Source organism: Micromonospora sp. NPDC048839, from assembly GCF_040649915.1.
GTDB lineage: Bacteria > Actinomycetota > Actinomycetes > Mycobacteriales > Micromonosporaceae > Micromonospora.
Genome location: NZ_JBEZGL010000015.1, coordinates 1 through 14645, shown reverse-complemented (window position 1 = coordinate 14645; position 14645 = coordinate 1). Strand labels below are relative to the sequence as shown.

At 73.5% G+C, this 14645-nt stretch carries 15 protein-coding genes; 5 read left to right on the top strand and 10 right to left on the bottom strand.

Going from position 1 to position 14645, the window contains the following annotated elements:
- Positions 1–117: 117 nt before the first annotated feature.
- Positions 118–975: an endonuclease/exonuclease/phosphatase family protein gene (locus tag AB0C25_RS25225; RefSeq protein ID WP_357376700.1), complete on the top strand. Its 858-nt coding sequence runs from the start codon at positions 118–120 to the stop codon at positions 973–975.
- A gap of 27 nt (positions 976–1002) precedes the next feature.
- On the opposite strand, the gene AB0C25_RS25220 is transcribed toward AB0C25_RS25225, so the two are convergent.
- Together AB0C25_RS25220 and AB0C25_RS25215 are read right to left on the bottom strand one after the other, a co-directional pair.
- Entirely contained in the window at positions 1003–1890 is an 888-nt protein-coding gene (locus AB0C25_RS25220; protein WP_357376699.1) for an MHYT domain-containing protein, read from the bottom strand.
- Between the two features lie 165 nt (positions 1891–2055).
- Positions 2056–4848: a DEAD/DEAH box helicase gene (locus AB0C25_RS25215; RefSeq protein ID WP_357376698.1), complete on the bottom strand. Its 2793-nt coding sequence runs from the start codon at positions 4846–4848 to the stop codon at positions 2056–2058.
- 86 nt (positions 4849–4934) lie between these two features.
- Here AB0C25_RS25215 and AB0C25_RS25210 point away from each other — a divergent pair, with 86 nt between their 5' ends.
- Complete coding sequence (locus AB0C25_RS25210; RefSeq protein ID WP_357376697.1) at positions 4935–5702, top strand: HAD family hydrolase; 768 nt, start codon at positions 4935–4937, stop codon at positions 5700–5702.
- 11 nt (positions 5703–5713) lie between these two features.
- Here the strand turns inward: AB0C25_RS25210 and AB0C25_RS25205 are convergent, their stop codons facing one another.
- Positions 5714–6109 (bottom strand): PIN domain-containing protein, encoded by a 396-nt coding sequence (locus AB0C25_RS25205; protein ID WP_357376696.1) that lies wholly within the window; start codon positions 6107–6109, stop codon positions 5714–5716.
- Positions 6106–6414, bottom strand: a complete 309-nt coding sequence (locus AB0C25_RS25200; protein WP_357376695.1) for a hypothetical protein — start codon at positions 6412–6414, stop codon at positions 6106–6108. The genes AB0C25_RS25205 and AB0C25_RS25200 overlap by 4 nt, the downstream gene beginning before the upstream one ends.
- 124 nt (positions 6415–6538) lie before the next feature.
- Here AB0C25_RS25200 and AB0C25_RS25195 point away from each other — a divergent pair, with 124 nt between their 5' ends.
- Complete coding sequence (locus tag AB0C25_RS25195) at positions 6539–7456, top strand: EamA family transporter (RefSeq protein WP_357376694.1); 918 nt, start codon at positions 6539–6541, stop codon at positions 7454–7456.
- Here AB0C25_RS25195 and AB0C25_RS25190 read toward each other — a convergent pair.
- The 6 genes from AB0C25_RS25190 to AB0C25_RS25165 all read right to left on the bottom strand — a co-directional run bounded on the left by AB0C25_RS25190 (position 7419) and on the right by AB0C25_RS25165 (position 12267).
- A complete protein-coding gene (locus AB0C25_RS25190) occupies positions 7419–8360 on the bottom strand; it encodes a diacylglycerol kinase family protein (RefSeq protein WP_357376835.1) in 942 nt (313 codons plus the stop codon). The genes AB0C25_RS25195 and AB0C25_RS25190 overlap by 38 nt on opposite strands.
- 143 nt (positions 8361–8503) lie before the next feature.
- Positions 8504–9457, bottom strand: a complete 954-nt coding sequence (gene tatC / locus AB0C25_RS25185; protein WP_357376693.1) for a twin-arginine translocase subunit TatC — start codon at positions 9455–9457, stop codon at positions 8504–8506.
- Positions 9458–9475: 18 nt separating this feature from the next.
- Positions 9476–9790 carry a Sec-independent protein translocase subunit TatA gene (gene tatA / locus AB0C25_RS25180; RefSeq protein ID WP_238646871.1) on the bottom strand — a complete coding sequence of 105 codons (315 nt, stop codon included), beginning with the start codon at positions 9788–9790 and terminating at the stop codon, positions 9476–9478.
- Between the two features lie 170 nt (positions 9791–9960).
- Positions 9961–10206 carry a hypothetical protein gene (locus AB0C25_RS25175; protein WP_357376692.1) on the bottom strand — a complete coding sequence of 82 codons (246 nt, stop codon included), beginning with the start codon at positions 10204–10206 and terminating at the stop codon, positions 9961–9963.
- Between the two features lie 10 nt (positions 10207–10216).
- The gene (locus AB0C25_RS25170; protein WP_357376691.1) at positions 10217–11272 is read right to left on the bottom strand and encodes a YafY family protein; all 1056 of its coding nucleotides are present in this window, start codon (positions 11270–11272) and stop codon (positions 10217–10219) included.
- Entirely contained in the window at positions 11269–12267 is a 999-nt protein-coding gene (locus AB0C25_RS25165) for a WYL domain-containing protein (RefSeq protein ID WP_357376690.1), read from the bottom strand. The genes AB0C25_RS25170 and AB0C25_RS25165 overlap by 4 nt, the downstream gene beginning before the upstream one ends.
- 117 nt (positions 12268–12384) lie before the next feature.
- Between AB0C25_RS25165 and AB0C25_RS25160 the strand changes: the two genes are divergently transcribed.
- Complete coding sequence (locus AB0C25_RS25160) at positions 12385–13410, top strand: cation diffusion facilitator family transporter (protein ID WP_357376689.1); 1026 nt, start codon at positions 12385–12387, stop codon at positions 13408–13410.
- 61 nt (positions 13411–13471) lie between these two features.
- The gene (locus AB0C25_RS25155; protein WP_357376688.1) at positions 13472–14557 is read left to right on the top strand and encodes a DUF3866 family protein; all 1086 of its coding nucleotides are present in this window, start codon (positions 13472–13474) and stop codon (positions 14555–14557) included.
- Positions 14558–14645 lie beyond the last annotated feature (88 nt).

Below are 14645 nucleotides of genomic sequence, written 5' to 3'. Positions count from 1 at the left end.
CCGAGGGGGTACGCGCACCGCGGGTGCCCCCTCGGCCACCCCGGCGGCGAGGGCCGGCCGTCAGTAGGATCACGGGCACCTCGGCGACGACTGCCGCCCCCTGCACCCGGAGCCCGCGTGGCCGACCGCCGCTCACACCGCCGTCTGCGTCGCGCCCTGGCCGTCGGCTGTCTGCTCGCCGTCGCCGCACTGCCCGCCGGGCCGCCGGTGGCCAGCCCGACGGATCGCACCGGGCCGACGGTCCTGCGGGTGCTGCAGATGAACCTCTGCAACAGCGGCCGCGCCGGGTGTTTCACCGGCCGATCCCTGCAACGGGCCACCGAGGTGATCAGCACCGAGGCGCCCGACCTGGTCACCCTCAACGAGATCTGCCGGGACGACGTGGCCGTCCTGGAGCGGGTGTTCGCGACGGTCCACACCGGGCGGCCGGTCGTCTCCGCGTTCCAGGCCGCCGGTGACCGCCCCAGCGCGGGCGACACGCGGTGCCGCAACGGCCAACCGTACGGCGTGGGGCTGCTGACGCGGGCGCGGACGCCGGACACCACGCGCGCCGTGTACCGCGGGATCCACCCGACGCAGGACCTCGCGGACCCCGAGGAACGAACCTGGCTGTGCGTCGACGTCGACGCGGTCCTGCTCGCCTGCACCACGCATCTGGCGGCCACCGGTTACGCGGTCGCGCTCGCCCAGTGCCGCCACCTGCTCGGCACGATCCTGCCGCCGATCCGCCGGCGGAGCGGACACGTGCCCGTCCTGCTGAGCGGCGACCTCAACCTGCGCGCCGGCGGCGACCCCGACGTGCGGTCCTGCGTGCCGCCCGGTCACCAGCGGATCGACGACGGCGCGCGGCAACACATCGTGGCGACGGCCGACGTCGGCCTCTGCTGCCGCAGGTCGGTGCCGATGCGCGGGGCGACCGACCATCCCGGGCTGCTGGCCACCCTCCGGATCGACGGCGGCCGGCCGGCGACCTGACCCCGCTTCGGCCGTACCGCGTCCCGGTCAGCGGGGTGGGGTGTCCCGGCGGGACGGGAACGGGGTGCCCGGTTGACCGAGGGTGGAGCGGGCGCGCAACCCGACCGGGTCCGGGGCGGCGTCGGGCGTCGTCGCGGCAGCCGGCTCCGGGACCCGTCGCCCGTCGAGGTACGCGGCGGCGGCCCGGTCGTCGTCGGTCGGGGCGGCGAGCAGGGCGTAGAGCAGACCGACCACGCCGAAGATCACCGCCACCATGATCGGCACCAGCAGGGTGCTCACCTGGGCGCCGGTCACCCCGCCCACGCGTTCGTGCCGGTGCACCGACAGGGCGCTCATCCCGGTGAAGTGCATCCCGTTCACGGCGATGCCCATGACCAGCGCGGAGGCGAAGATCGCCAGCCCGCGTCGGACGGTCATCGCGAGCCACAGCGCGACGGTGGACGCCACGACAGCGATGACCACCGAGAGCACGACCCGGACGGAGTCGTAGCCGAGGCTGCCGTTGAGGCGCATCGCCGCCATACCGGTGTAGTGCATGGAGGCCACCCCGGCGCCGGTGAAGACGCCACCGGCGACCAGGCGTACCGGATTCAACCGACCGGTGCCCACGATGGCCAGGCCGATACCGACCGCCACCACGGCGATGGCCGTGCTCGCCGCGGTCAACGGCACGTCGTAGCGGATCCGGGTGCCCTCGACGGCGAAGCCCAGCATGGCCATGAAGTGCATCGCCCAGATGGCGGTGCCACCCAGCGCCCAGGCCGCCAGCAGACCCCACCAGGCCCGCTGGCCGGCCGTACGCGCGGTACGGATGCGCCCCGCGCACACCAGCCCGAGAACCGACCCGAGCACGGACAGCGCGTAACTCAACGCGGGCGTGATCCACCCATACTCAAAGTGATTGATGTCCGCCACAGCGGTCTTCTCCCCGATCGTTACCGACGCGTCAACAAAGGCGCTCGGCAATGATCAGGGGTGGCGTGATCAGGCGCAACAGTGCCCCCCAAGCTATTCGGGGGGTGCTGTCGCGGTGACTGTCCGAAGCGCCGATTCGTCGGCGATCGTAACTGAATGTGACGATCAGGTGGAGGTGTGGTACGCCAGCACGCCCCGGTTGACGGCCGCGATCGCCTGCCGGGCGGTGGACCGCAACTCCGGCGAGGCGCCGCCGGAGTCGGCGAGCTGACCGAGCAGATCGACCACCTGCCGCGCCCACCGGACGAAGTCACCGGCGGGCATCTCGCCGTCGATCTCGTGACCACTGCCGAGCACCTTCGCCAGCGCCTCGCCCCGGGCCCACCGGTAGACCGGCCAGGCGAAGCCCAGATCGGGCTCCCGGGTCGCGGTCAGCCCGCGGGCCGCCTCGTCGGCCTCGATCTCGCCCCAGAGCTTCACCGTCTCGTCCACCGCGTCGGCCACCGGCCCCCGCGGCAACGACGCCCGCTCGTCGACGTCGCGACGCGCCTCGAAGACCACCACCGACACCGCGGCGGCCAACTCGGCCGGGGACAGGCCGTCCCACACCCCCCGACGCAGGCACTCGGCGACCAGCAGGTCCGCCTCGGTCCAGATCCGACCGAGCATCCGACCGGCGTCGGTGACCGCGCCGTCGCGCGCGAGGTAACCGCGGTCGGTCAACAGCGCCACGATCCGGTCGAAGGTCCGCGCCAGGGACCCCGTCCGCCCGGATACGCGCTCGCGCAACTCCTCGGTGTCGCGCTCCAGCCGCCGTCGGCGCTCCGCCCAGCGGGCGTGGTCCTCCCGCTCCGGGCAGGCGTGGCACGGGTGGTGACGCAGCTCGGTGCGGAGCTGGGCGATCTGGTGATCGTCGCCGGCCGTCTGCCGGGAACGGCCACCCCGCCGACCGCCGTGCCGGTCCAGGCCGGTGCTGCTGACCTCGGCGGCGAGATCCCGCCGGGCACCCGGTGAACGGTGGTTGAAGTGCTTGGGCACCCGGATCCGGGCCAGCACCTCGGCCGGCGTGGTGAAATCGCCGGGGCTGACCCGCCCGGCCCACCGGTCCTGGGTGAGCACCAGCGGCCGGGGCTCGCCGAACCCGCCGGTCGCCGGGTCCAGAACGACGGCCAGCCCGGCCCGCCGACCGGACGGCACCCGGATCACGTCGCCGATCCGCAGCCGCTCCAGCGACGCCACCGCGGCGGCCTTGCGCTGGGTCTGCCCCTGCCGGGCGATCGCCTTCTCCCGGTCCGCGATCGCCACCCGCAACGCGAAGTACTCGTCGAAGTCGCCGTGGTGGCAGGCGGCCTCCGCGCCGTACGCCTCGATGGTCTCGGTGTTGCGCTGCACCTGCCGGGCCAGACCGACCACCGACCGGTCCGCCTGGAACTGGGCGAACGAGGACTCCAGTAGCGCCCGGGCCGGCTCCGCGCCGACCGTGCCGACCAGGTTCACCGCCATGTTGTACGACGGACGGAAGCTGGAGCGCAGCGGGTACGTGCGGGTGGACGCGAGCCCGGCCACGTGCCGTGGGTCGGTCTCCGGGGACCACACCACGACGGCGTGCCCCTCCACGTCGATGCCCCGGCGGCCGGCCCGACCGGTGAGCTGCGTGTACTCCCCCGGGGTCAGGTCGACGTGCGCCTCGCCGTTGTACTTGACCAGCCGCTCCAGGACCACGCAGCGGGCCGGCATGTTGATGCCCAACGCCAGGGTCTCGGTGGCGAAGACCGCCTTGACCAGGCCACGGACGAACAACTCCTCGACGATCTCCTTGAACACCGGCAGCATGCCGGCGTGGTGGGCGGCCAGGCCGCGCTCCAGGCCGTCGAGCCACTCCCAGTAGCCCAGCACCGTCAGGTCCTCGCCGGGGATCGCGGTCACCCGCGACTCGACCACCCGCCGGATCTCGGCCCGCTCCTCCGCCGAGGTGAGCCGCAGACCGGCGGCGAGGCACTGCTGCACCGCGGCGGCGCAGCCGGCCCGGCTGAAGATGAACAGGATCGCCGGCAGCAGCCCCTCCCGGTCCAGCCGGTCGACGATGTCCGGGCGCATCGGGCCCCGCCACCGCGGGCCACGTCGGCCGGAGCCCGGCCCGGCGCTGCGCCCCTCCCCCAACTCCAGGCGGCGTACCTGGTCCCGGGTGTAGCGCAGCAACTCCGGGTGCACGTCGTGCTTACGGGCGGCGTCGGCGTCGTGGAACAAGTCGAACATCCGCTTGCCGACAAGCATGTGCTGCCACAACGGCACCGGTCGGTGCTCACTGACCACCACCGCGGTCTCGCCGCGCACGGTGACCAGCCAGTCCGCGAACTCCTCGGCGTTGGACACGGTCGCCGACAACGAGACCAGGGTGACCGAGGCGGGCAGGTGGATGATCACCTCTTCCCACACCCCGCCACGGAACCGGTCGGCCAGGTAGTGCACCTCGTCCATCACCACGTACGCCAGCCCCTGCAGGGTGCTGGAGCCCGCGTAGAGCATGTTGCGCAGCACCTCGGTGGTCATCACCACCACCGGCGCGTCACCGTTTATCGCGTTGTCGCCGGTCAACAGGCCGACCTGCTCGACGCCGTACCGGGCGACCAGGTCGTGGTACTTCTGGTTGGACAGCGCCTTGATCGGCGTGGTGTAGAAGCACTTGCGCCGGGCCGGCGGCTCGTCGCCGGGCACCGGGTCGTCGGGCCGCCCGCGCAACGCCAGGTGGACCGCGAACTCCCCCACCACGGTCTTACCGGCTCCGGTGGGGGCGCAGACCAGCACCCCGCTGCCCCGCTCCAGTGACTGACACGCCTCCCGCTGGAAATCGTCGAGGTCGAACCCCAGATCGAGGGCGAACTCGTCCAGCGCCGGAAACTCTGCGGCCTGTGCGGCCCGGCGGCGCGCCGCTGCGTACCGCTCGGCGGGGCTCGACATGGCACCAAGATTAGTGCGTGCCGGGACAGGACACCCGACAAGGCCGACCCGTTGGGCCATCCGAGGCGGTCGGTAGGGTGCACGGCGTGCCGGACCATGCCGAACCGCCCCAGACTCGTCCGCCGGTCAGCCCCGAGACCGACGCCCCCCGGGCGTCCCGACGGCCCGTCAAGGCGGTGCTCTTCGACTTCCACGGCACCCTGGCCCAGGTGGAGGAGCCCCGGCAGTGGGTGCTGGCGGCCGCGGCGGCGTGCGGGGTCACCCTGGACCGGGTCCGCGCCACCTCGCTGGCCGACCGGCTGCTGACCGCCGGTCGCGCCGGCGGCCCACTGCCGGCGCGGGTGCCACCCCGGCTGGCCGAACTGTGGGCCGACCGGGACCTCTACCAGCACGCCCACCGGGGCGCGTACACCGGGCTGGCCGAGACCGTCGACGCCGGCATCGAGGGCTTCGCCGACGCCCTCTACGACCGGCTGCTGACCGCCGAGGGCTGGGCGCCGTACCCGGACACCGCGCCGACACTGACCGCGCTGCGCGCCGCCGGAGTGCCCGTGGCGGTGGTCAGCAACATCGGCTTCGACGTACGACCGCACTTCGACACCTGGGGGCTGACCGACCTGGTCGACGCGTTCGTGCTGTCGTACGAGGTGGGGCGGTGCAAACCCGACCCGGCCATCTTCTGGCGGGCCTGCGGGATGCTCGGTGTCGACCCGGAGCAGACACTGATGGTCGGTGACACCCCGGCGGACGCGGGCGCGGTGGCGGCCGGCTGCGCGGTGCTGGTGCTCCCCACCGCCGACCCGGGTCGGGAGAACGGGCTGGGCGCGGTGCTCGACCTCGCCCTGCCGGGCTGACCCGCGCGCCGTCAGGCCGGAATGTGAATCACCGGTAGCTCGTCGCCGTACCGGTCCTCCCCGGTGAGGATCGAGGCGTCGTGTTCGAGGACGGCCAGCGCCGTGGTGGCCAGGTCGGCACGGCCCGTCACCGTGCGCCAGAAGCTGAGTTCGTGCCAGGAGTGCCCCTCGGTCGAGAGCACCTCGCAGGCGTCCAGGCTCAGCAGCCGGTGCAGGGTCGCCCGTTCCTTCGGGTCAACGACGATCGCCAGCGTCTCCGCCGCGGTCACGGCGGTGACGCCGAACCTGTTGCGGTCCTGGATGACCTCGTGCAGGGGCTCCCCGACATGCACCGACCCCGCCAGGTACGCCAGCAGTGCCGACCGGTCCAGCACGAGTCGGACCGGTCGGTCGTCCTCGGTGCTCACGCCGCCGGTTGTTCGCGCGTGCCGGCGGCGGCGTCCCGCGCGTGCTGGCGGGCCCGCTCCCGAAGCGCGCCGCGGCGCTCCGGGGACCAGTCGGCCTCCACGGCGGCACGGCGGGCGCGCGCCTCGGCCACACCCTGCTCGGTGATGGTGATGCCCTGGTGGGCCAACTCCGCGTCCAACGCGTCCAGCCGCATCCGGTCCCGCACGGCCCGGGTGATGTAGGCGCTGGCGTTGGACTCGCGCTCCAGGCGCTCCGCCACGTCGGGTGGCACGGAGATCGACAGCTTCCGCATCGCGCTGGTCATACCAGGAACCGTACGCCGGTAGCACCGCGTTGGCGACCAGGAACGGCCGTGTCGGCCCCGCCGGGGTTCGCCTTTCGGCAGGTCGACACCGGCGCGAGGGGGCCGGAACCGACCGCCTACCGTCGTGCGCGTGACCGAGACGCTGCTGCCCACGCCCACGCCGGCCGACACGTCACCGGCCCGGCGCGGTGGCGTCGTCGCCGTGGGGCTGGTGCTCGGCGGGGCGCTGTCGGTGCAGTTCGGGTCCGCCGTGGCCGCGCTGCTCTTCCCGCGTACCGGGGTGGCCGGCGCGGTGACCCTGCGGCTGACCATCTCGGCGGTGCTGCTGCTCATCGTGTGCCGGCCCCGACTGCGCGGGTACGACCGGTCGGCCTGGCTCGCGGCGGGCGCGTTCGGGCTGGCGCTGGCCGGCATGAACTCGCTGTTCTACCAGGCCATCGAACGCATCCCACTGGGGCCGACGGTGACGCTCGAGGTGCTCGGCCCGTTGGCGCTGTCGGTGTTCAGCGCCCGGCGACTGGCCAGCTGGGGCTGGGCGGGGCTCGCCCTGGCCGGGGTGGCGCTGCTCGGGCAGAGCGGCTTCGACCGGCTGAACCCGGCCGGGGTGGCCTTCGCGTTCGGCGCGGGCACCATGTGGGCCGCGTACATCGTGCTGAGCGCCCGGGTCGGCGGCCGGTTCCCGGGCGCGGACGGGCTGGCCCTGGCGCTGACCGTCGCCGCGCTCGTCACCCTGCCGCTGGGCATCGTCGACGGCGGCGCGGTCCTGCTCGACCCGCCGGTGCTGGCGCTCGGCGCCGTCCTCGCGGTGCTCGCCTCCGGGCTGCCGTACACCCTGGAGCTGCTGGCGCTGCGACGGATGTCGACCGCCACGTTCGCGGTGCTGATGAGCCTCGGCCCGGCCGTCGCCACGCTCGCCGGGTGGCTGGTGCTGCGGCAGGCCCTCACCCTGCTGGAGTGCGCCGCCATCGTGCTGGTCATCGCGGCCAGCATCGGAGCGGTACGGGTCAACGCAGCAGCCGCACGGCGCCCGGAACGGCGCTGATCGTCACCGGCAGCTCCAGGGACCGTTCCCCGTCGGCGTACGTGACGATCCCGTCGGCGGCCAGCTCCACGGTACGGGCCCGGTAGCTGGTCACCAGGGGGTGACTCACGTGGGTGCCCTGGTAGATGCGTGGCTTCACCCGGATCAGCGTCCGGCGGTTGACCCGACCCGCCACCACCACGTCCAGCAGCCCGTCGGTCGGGTCAGCGGCGGGACAGATCCGCATCCCGCCTCCGTACGTCGGGCAGTTGCCCACCGCCACCAGCACCGCGTCGAGTTCGTGCGGCACCCCGTCGAGGCGCAGCGTGTAGCGGCGGGGCCGCAGCCGGGCCAGCTCGACCAGGATCGCCAGGTCGTACCGGCGGGGGCCGCGCGGCCAACGCATCCGGTTGGCCCGCTCGTTGGCGATCGCGTCGAACCCCGCCGCCAGGACCGCTCCGAACCACCGCTCGGCGCCGTCGGCCCCGGTCATCCGGGCCAGATCGACGATGTGGGTCCGGCCGGCCCGCAACGCGGACGCGATCACCTGCACCGCCGCCACCGGGTCGGCGGGGAAACCGGTGTCGAGGGCGAAGTCGTTGCCGGTCCCCGCCGGCACCGGGCCGAACGGCACGTCGGTGCCGGCGACCGCCTGCATCGCCCGGTGCACGGTGCCGTCCCCACCGATCGCGACAAGCGCGCCGATGCCGTCGGCGACGGCGGCGCGACAGGCGGCCTCCGCCTCGCCCGGACCGGCCGCCGACAGCACGCGGACCGGCCGGCCGGCGGCGGCCAGCCCGTCCAACAGCCGGGGCAGCAGGGCCCGGTGCCGCCCCCGACCGGCGGTCGGGTTGGCGAGCACCGCCACGGGGCCACCGGGGATCGGGGCGCGGTCGGCCGGGGCACCGGCGGGCGGGCCGGGCAGGTGATCGTCTGCGGTCACGGGCAGCACCGTACCGGTCGGACACCCCCCGTTTGCCGGGGGCAGGCGCGGACACCACCGGTAACGCGGCGACGCCGCCCCCGGGGAACGGAGACGGCGTCGGCTGACCGGGCGGCGCGGGGCCGTCAGGTCATGTCGTCGTAGCGCCGCTCGATCGGCGCCGGTGCGGCGACCGGCTCGGGCACGCCGATCGGCTCGGCCGAGTCCACCCGCTGCCCGGCCACGACCGGGTCCGCGTCGAACTCCAACGGCGACACCTCGTCGTCGTCGATGCCGGCGTAGATCTCCTTGCCCCGCCCACGCCGCTTGTCATTGAGGAACGCGATGCCCACCGCCACGAAGTACAGCAGTGACAGGGAGAGCGCCAACAGCGTCATGCCGAACGGACCCGGATCCGGGGTCGCGATCGCGGCGAAGGCGAAGGAGATGAAGATGACCGCCCGCCACCAGCTCAACAACCGGCGGGCGCTGGCCACCCCGGTGAAGTTGAGCATCAACAGGATCAGCGGAAACTCGAACGCCACCCCGAACAACAGGATCATGTTCGTGACGAACGAGATGTAGCGGGTGACCTCCAACTGGGTGGACAGACCGGTGACGCCCGCCTCCAACAGGAACGCGAGGCCCTTGTCCACGACGAGGTAGGCCAGGACGGCCCCACCGGCGAACAGCGGAGCCGCGATCGCCACGAAGACGTACGCCCACTTGCGCTCGTGCCGGTGCAACCCCGGCGCGATGAACGCCCAGAGCTGGTAGAGCCAGACCGGCGCCCCGACGATCAACCCGATCCAGAGCGCCAGCTTCAGCTTCAGGATGAAACCGTCGGCGGGAGACAGCTGGAGGAACGAGCGGCAGTTGCCGAGTGCGTCTCTGGCACCCGGCAGGCTGCAGTAGGGCTCCTTCAGCAGGTCGAACGCCGGCTGAGCCAGGAAGTAGCCGACGATCAGGCCGACCACGATCGCCAGCGAGGCGCGGAACAACCGGTCGCGCAGCTCGCGGACGTGCTCGATGAGAGTCATGGAGCCGTCGGCGGCCCGCTCGAACGACTTCGGGGCGCGTTTGCGCAGTGCGAAGGCCACGGTGGTGGGGCCCTTCGGTCAGTTGTCGCGGACGCGGTGCACCGGGTCGACGACCGGCTGCTGCGTCGGCGCCTGCTGGTACGGCGCCTGCTGCGGCTGCCCGGTGTACGGCGCCTGCTGCCCGGCGTGCGGCGGCAGCGGCTGGTAGCCAGCCTGCGCGTCGGCCTTCTCGGCGAGGTCGCGGTCGTCGTCCTGCAGGCTCTTGGTCTCGGCCTTGATGATCCGCAGCGACCGACCCAGTGAACGAGCAGCGTCGGGAAGCCGCTTCGCCCCGAAGAGCAGGATCAGCACAACCACGAGAACAGCGATGTGCCACGGCTTGAGGGCACCCATGAGAAGCTCCAGTCGCTCTGTGTCCGAGGGGTGGTACGCAGCCCATCGTACGTGCGGATCGGCTGCCTGACACCCGCCGGGTGGGGGTGGTTCGACCCGAAGGGTGAAGTCTTGACCAACGCGCGATGATCCGTCAACCGCCGCCGGGCACCCAGCTCGGCGGGGCGCGATCAGCCGTGCTTGGCCTTGATCACCGCGAGCCGCTGGGACGTGGTGTCGAGCTGGCGTTGGACATCCTCGGCGCGCTGCTGCAACACCTCGGCGGTCTCCCGCAGCGCCTCGGCCTCGGCGGCCCGTCGCTGCAACGCCACCGCGGCGCGACGCAGCCGAGGCAGCCGAGTCAGCACCGGGCGTACGGCCAGCACGAGCGCCACGAGCGGGAGCAGCACCACCGCGAGCACGATCCAGATCAGCACGGCGGCCAGCCTACTGGGTGCGGCCGGCCACCGCCGGGTCGCCCGCCGTCGCGCTCGTCGCGTCGACCTCGGGCACCCGAGGTACGGCGGCGGGGGCCGGCACCGCGTAGGCGTCCAACGCGGCGGCCGCCGCCGCTCGTACCTGCTCGGCCAGCTCGGCTGGGGCGACCACGACGGCGTCCGGGCCGAGGCCCAGCACGAACCGGCGGGCCCAGCCCAGGTCGGTGACCCGCAGGGAGACCAGCCACTGGTCGCCGTCACCGGCCTCGACCCGCTCGCACGGATAATATTCGGTGATCCAGCGCTCGCTCCGGCCGATACGCAGCGTGATCAGCGGCAGGTCCGGCGAGGGGCGGAAGACCCCCTCGGTGAGGTCGTGTGGAACGGCCTGCGGCGGGACGGTGGCCGGCTCGGGCAGCTCGGTGATCGCGTCGATCCGGTCGGCCCGGAACAGGCGGACCGCCTCCGCGCGCCGACACCACGCCTCCACGTAGGCCCGGCCGCCGACCATCAGCATCCGCAGGGGGTCGATGACGCGGTCGGTGGTCTCGTCCCGGGCGGCCGTGTAGTAGGTGATCCGCAGCGCCCGGCCGCCCTCCACGGCGGCCCGCAGCGCCTCGACCCGTCGGGTGTCGCCGGGCAGCCGGACCGCCACCGGCGCGCCCACCAGGTCACCGGCGTCCTCGATCTTGGCCAGGGCACGTTCGACGGCCTCGCGGTTGGCCACCCCGGGCGTCTCGGCGAGCATCCGCAACGCCACCACCAGCGCGAGGGCCTCGTCCGGGGTGAGCCGCAGCGGCCGGTCGATACCGGCGTCGTAGGTGATCGTCACCCGGTCACCGTCGAACGCCATGTCGATCAGGTCACCGGGACCGTAACCGGGCAGCCCGCACACCCAGAGCAGCTCCAGATCCTCCCGCAGTTGGCGCTCGGTGACGCCCAGGTCACCGGCCGCCTCGGCGATCTCGATGCCGGGTCGGGCCAGCAGGTAGGGAACCAGGTTGAGCAGGCGCGCCAGCCGGTCGGCGGACGCGCGGGAACCGCCCCGGGCGGCCGGGCGGGTCACCGGGCACCGCCGGTGACGGCCAACTCGTCGTGCCGGACGGCGATCTCCTTGAGTCGTTGGATGACCGCGTCGCGGACCTCCGGTGGGTCGAGCACCCGCACGTCCGGGCCGTAGCCGACGAGGTGGCCGGCCAACCCGTCCGGGTCCGCGTACGGCAGGACCAGGCGGTCGCCGTCCGGCCCGGTGGTCACCTCCACGGCCCAGCGGCGCAGCCCGGCGGCGCGGCCCACAGCGGCCAGCACGGTGGCCCGGCCGGTGCGCTCCACCGGACCCGACCAGCGGGCCACGTGGCTGATCAGGTCGACGTTCGGCGGCGGCTGGTACGCGCCGGGCACGCCGGTCACGCGGACCGCGCCGACCACCCGGGACAGTCGGAAGCAGCGGGTCGCCGCCCGGTCCAGGTCGTGGCCGACCACATACCACCGACCGCGCCAGCAGACCACGCCCCACGGTTGCAGCCGCCGCCGGCTGGGCGCGTCCCGGTCGGGCACCCGGTAGTCGAATCCGACCTCGCGGCGGTCCCGGGCCGCGGCCGTCAGCGGCGCGAACGCCGGATCGACGGTCACCATCGGCTCCAGGCCCAGGGTGGCCTGCGGATCCACGTCCACCCCGGCGGCGCGCAGCTTGGCCAGCCCGGACGACGCGGCGGCGGCCAGCCCGGCGTGCTGCCACAGCCGGGCGGCGATGCCCACCGCGGCGGCCTCGTCGGGCTCCAGCAGGATGTCGGGCAGCGCGTACTCGCGGTGGGCGATCCGATAACCGGGCTCGGCGTCGAAGGCGCTCGCCGTGCCCGTCTCCAGTGGCACACCCAGCTCACGCAGCTCGGCCTTGTCCCGCTCGAACTTGCGTTGGAACGCCTCGTGGTCGCGCGCGTCGTCCGGGTCGTGCTCGTAGCCGGGCACGGTCGCGGCGATCTGCGCGGCGGTCAGGAACCGTCGCGTGGACAGCAGGCAGATCACCAGGTTGACCAGGCGTTCGGTGCGGGTCCGCGACACCCGGTAGACGCTAGCAGCCGACACGCCCGCGACGTGCACCCACGCGGGTGTGCCGCACACTTGTTCGGATCCGGCCTCCCCCAGCGCCCCGCCGTTTCCGGTCATAGGGTGATCCTCATGTCGCAAGCGGAGGACAGGATGTCGCAGGCGGAGGCCAGGCCGGAGAGCGAAAGCGTCGGCACGGTGATCGTCGCGGGTGTCGCCAACCTCGCCATCGCGATCGCCAAACTGATCGCCGGGCTGATCTCCGGATCGGCCGCGATGCTGTCCGAGGCCGCCCACTCGGTCGCCGACACCACCACCGAGGTGCTGCTCTTCCAGGCGCTGCGCCGCGGCGCCCGGCCGGCTGATCAGCGACACCCCTTCGGGTACGGCAAGGAAAGCTACGTCTGGGCGTTCTTCGCCGCGATGTTCACCTTCGTCGCCGGGGCCGGTTTCGCCGTCACCCACGGCGTCACCACGATCCTGGTGCACGAGCACAGCGGCGACTACCTGGTCTCGTACATCGTCCTGGCGGTGTCGTTCGTCATCGAGTCGATCTCCCTGGCCCGGGCGGTGCGGCAGGTCCGCCGCGAGGCGCGACGCTGGCACACCACGCCGCGGCGGTTCCTGCGGCTCACCGCCGACACCACCGTCAAGGCGGTCTTCCTGGAGGACAGCGCGGCGCTCATCGGTCTGCTGCTCGCCGGGGCCGGCGTCGGCCTGTCGCACGCCACCGGCGACGAGGTGTGGGACGGCGTCGCGTCGATCCTGATCGGGCTGCTGCTGCTGACGGTCGCCGGGATCCTCGCCGGCAACAACCTGTCGCTGCTGGTCGGTCGGGCCGTCCCGGAGCGGCTGCGCCGCGAGATCGAGCAGGACCTGGCCGGGCTGCCCGAGGTGGAGCGCATCGACACCCTGTTGACCATGCAACTCGGCCCGCAGGACATCCTGGTCGCGGCGAAGGTCGACTTCCGCGACGAGGCCACCGGCGCGCAGATCGAGGCCACCGCCGACGAGGCCGAGCGACAGCTCACCGAGCGGTACCCGGAGATCCGCTTCGTCTTCCTCGACCCCACCCGCTCACTGCCGGGGGCCACCGGCACCGCACGACACACCCAGGCCGGGCCGACCCCGGACGCCGGCGGCCCCGAACCGACCTGATCCGCCACCACCGCCGTACCCGGGCGCGGGCCGTGCGGGCCGCGCGGCTAGCGTGCCCGTCATGGTGCGATGGCGTACGGGGACGGTGGCGACGCTGCGACGGCAGTGGACCGGGGCGGTGGAACTCGACGTCGACCTGCCCGACGGCACACGCATGCGGGCGCTGGCGTACCCGGAGCTGGTCGGCACACCCGAGCCCGGCGACCGGGTGCTGCTCAACGCCGGCGCGCTGCTGATGGGTTTGGGCACCGGCGGGTACGCCCTGGTGGTGGCCCTGCCGGACCGACTGCCGCCGGACCCGCCCGAGGTCGGCGACACCCGCGACGCCGGGCACCTGGTCAAGGCCCGTTACACGCCGTTGCAGCCGATCCTGCTCGGCGTCGACGAGGAGGCGTCCCCGCACCGCGCGGTACTCGCCGACGCGGACGACCTTGGCGGCCTGCCGGTGGTCACCGCCGATCTGCACTCGGCGCTGCCGGCGATCCTGGCCGGCATCCGGGCCGACCTCCCCCAGGCGCGAGTGGCGTACCTGCTCACCGATGGTGGGGCCCTGCCCGCCTGGTTCTCCCGCACCCTCGCCGGGCTGCGCGCCGACCTGGCCGGAACGATCACCGTCGGACAGTCCTTCGGCGGCGACCTGGAGGCGACCACGTTGCACGGTGGCCTGCTCGCCGCCCGGTACGTGCTGGGCGCCGACCTGGCCATCGTCGCCCAGGGTCCCGGCAATCTGGGCACCGGCACCCGGTGGGGGTTCTCCGGTGTCGCCGTCGGTGAGGCGGTCAACGCGATCGCCACCCTTGGTGGACGGCCGGTCGGCTCCCTGCGGATCTCCGACGCCGACCCCCGCCCCCGGCACCGGGGCGTGTCCCACCACAGCCTCACCGCGTACGGGCGGGTGGCCCTCGCCCCGGCGGAGCTGGTCGTGCCCGATGACCTGGACCCGGCCCTCGCGGCCGAGGTGGACGCGTCGTTGGCCCCCCTCGCCGCCCGGCACCGGATCGTCCGGGTGCCCACCGCCGGTCTCGACGCCGCGCTGCGCGCCAGCGCCGTGCCCCTGTCCACGATGGGCCGTGGTCTCGACGCCGACCACGCGTACTTCCTGGCCGCCGCCGCAGCAGGCCGCCACGCCGCCACCCTGCTGCCCTAACTCGAAAATCGAACCGTGCGTAGACACGCGGCAGCATCCCGCGTCGCGAAGCGGCGTGGGATGGGTCGTGGTGTGGCGGTGGTTAGGC

Bases quoted from the DNA above. Each gene is read 5' to 3' on its own strand.
- AB0C25_RS25215 (WP_357376698.1), bottom strand. From the start codon at position 4,848: ATGTCGAGCCCCGCCGAGCGGTACGCAGCGGCGCGCCGCCGGGCCGCA.
- AB0C25_RS25200 (WP_357376695.1), bottom strand. From the start codon at position 6,414: ATGACCAGCGCGATGCGGAAGCTGTCGATCTCCGTGCCACCCGACGTG.
- AB0C25_RS25160 (WP_357376689.1), top strand. From the start codon at position 12,385: ATGTCGCAAGCGGAGGACAGGATGTCGCAGGCGGAGGCCAGGCCGGAG.
- AB0C25_RS25155 (WP_357376688.1), top strand. From the start codon at position 13,472: ATGGTGCGATGGCGTACGGGGACGGTGGCGACGCTGCGACGGCAGTGG.
- tatA (WP_238646871.1), bottom strand. From the start codon at position 9,790: ATGGGTGCCCTCAAGCCGTGGCACATCGCTGTTCTCGTGGTTGTGCTG.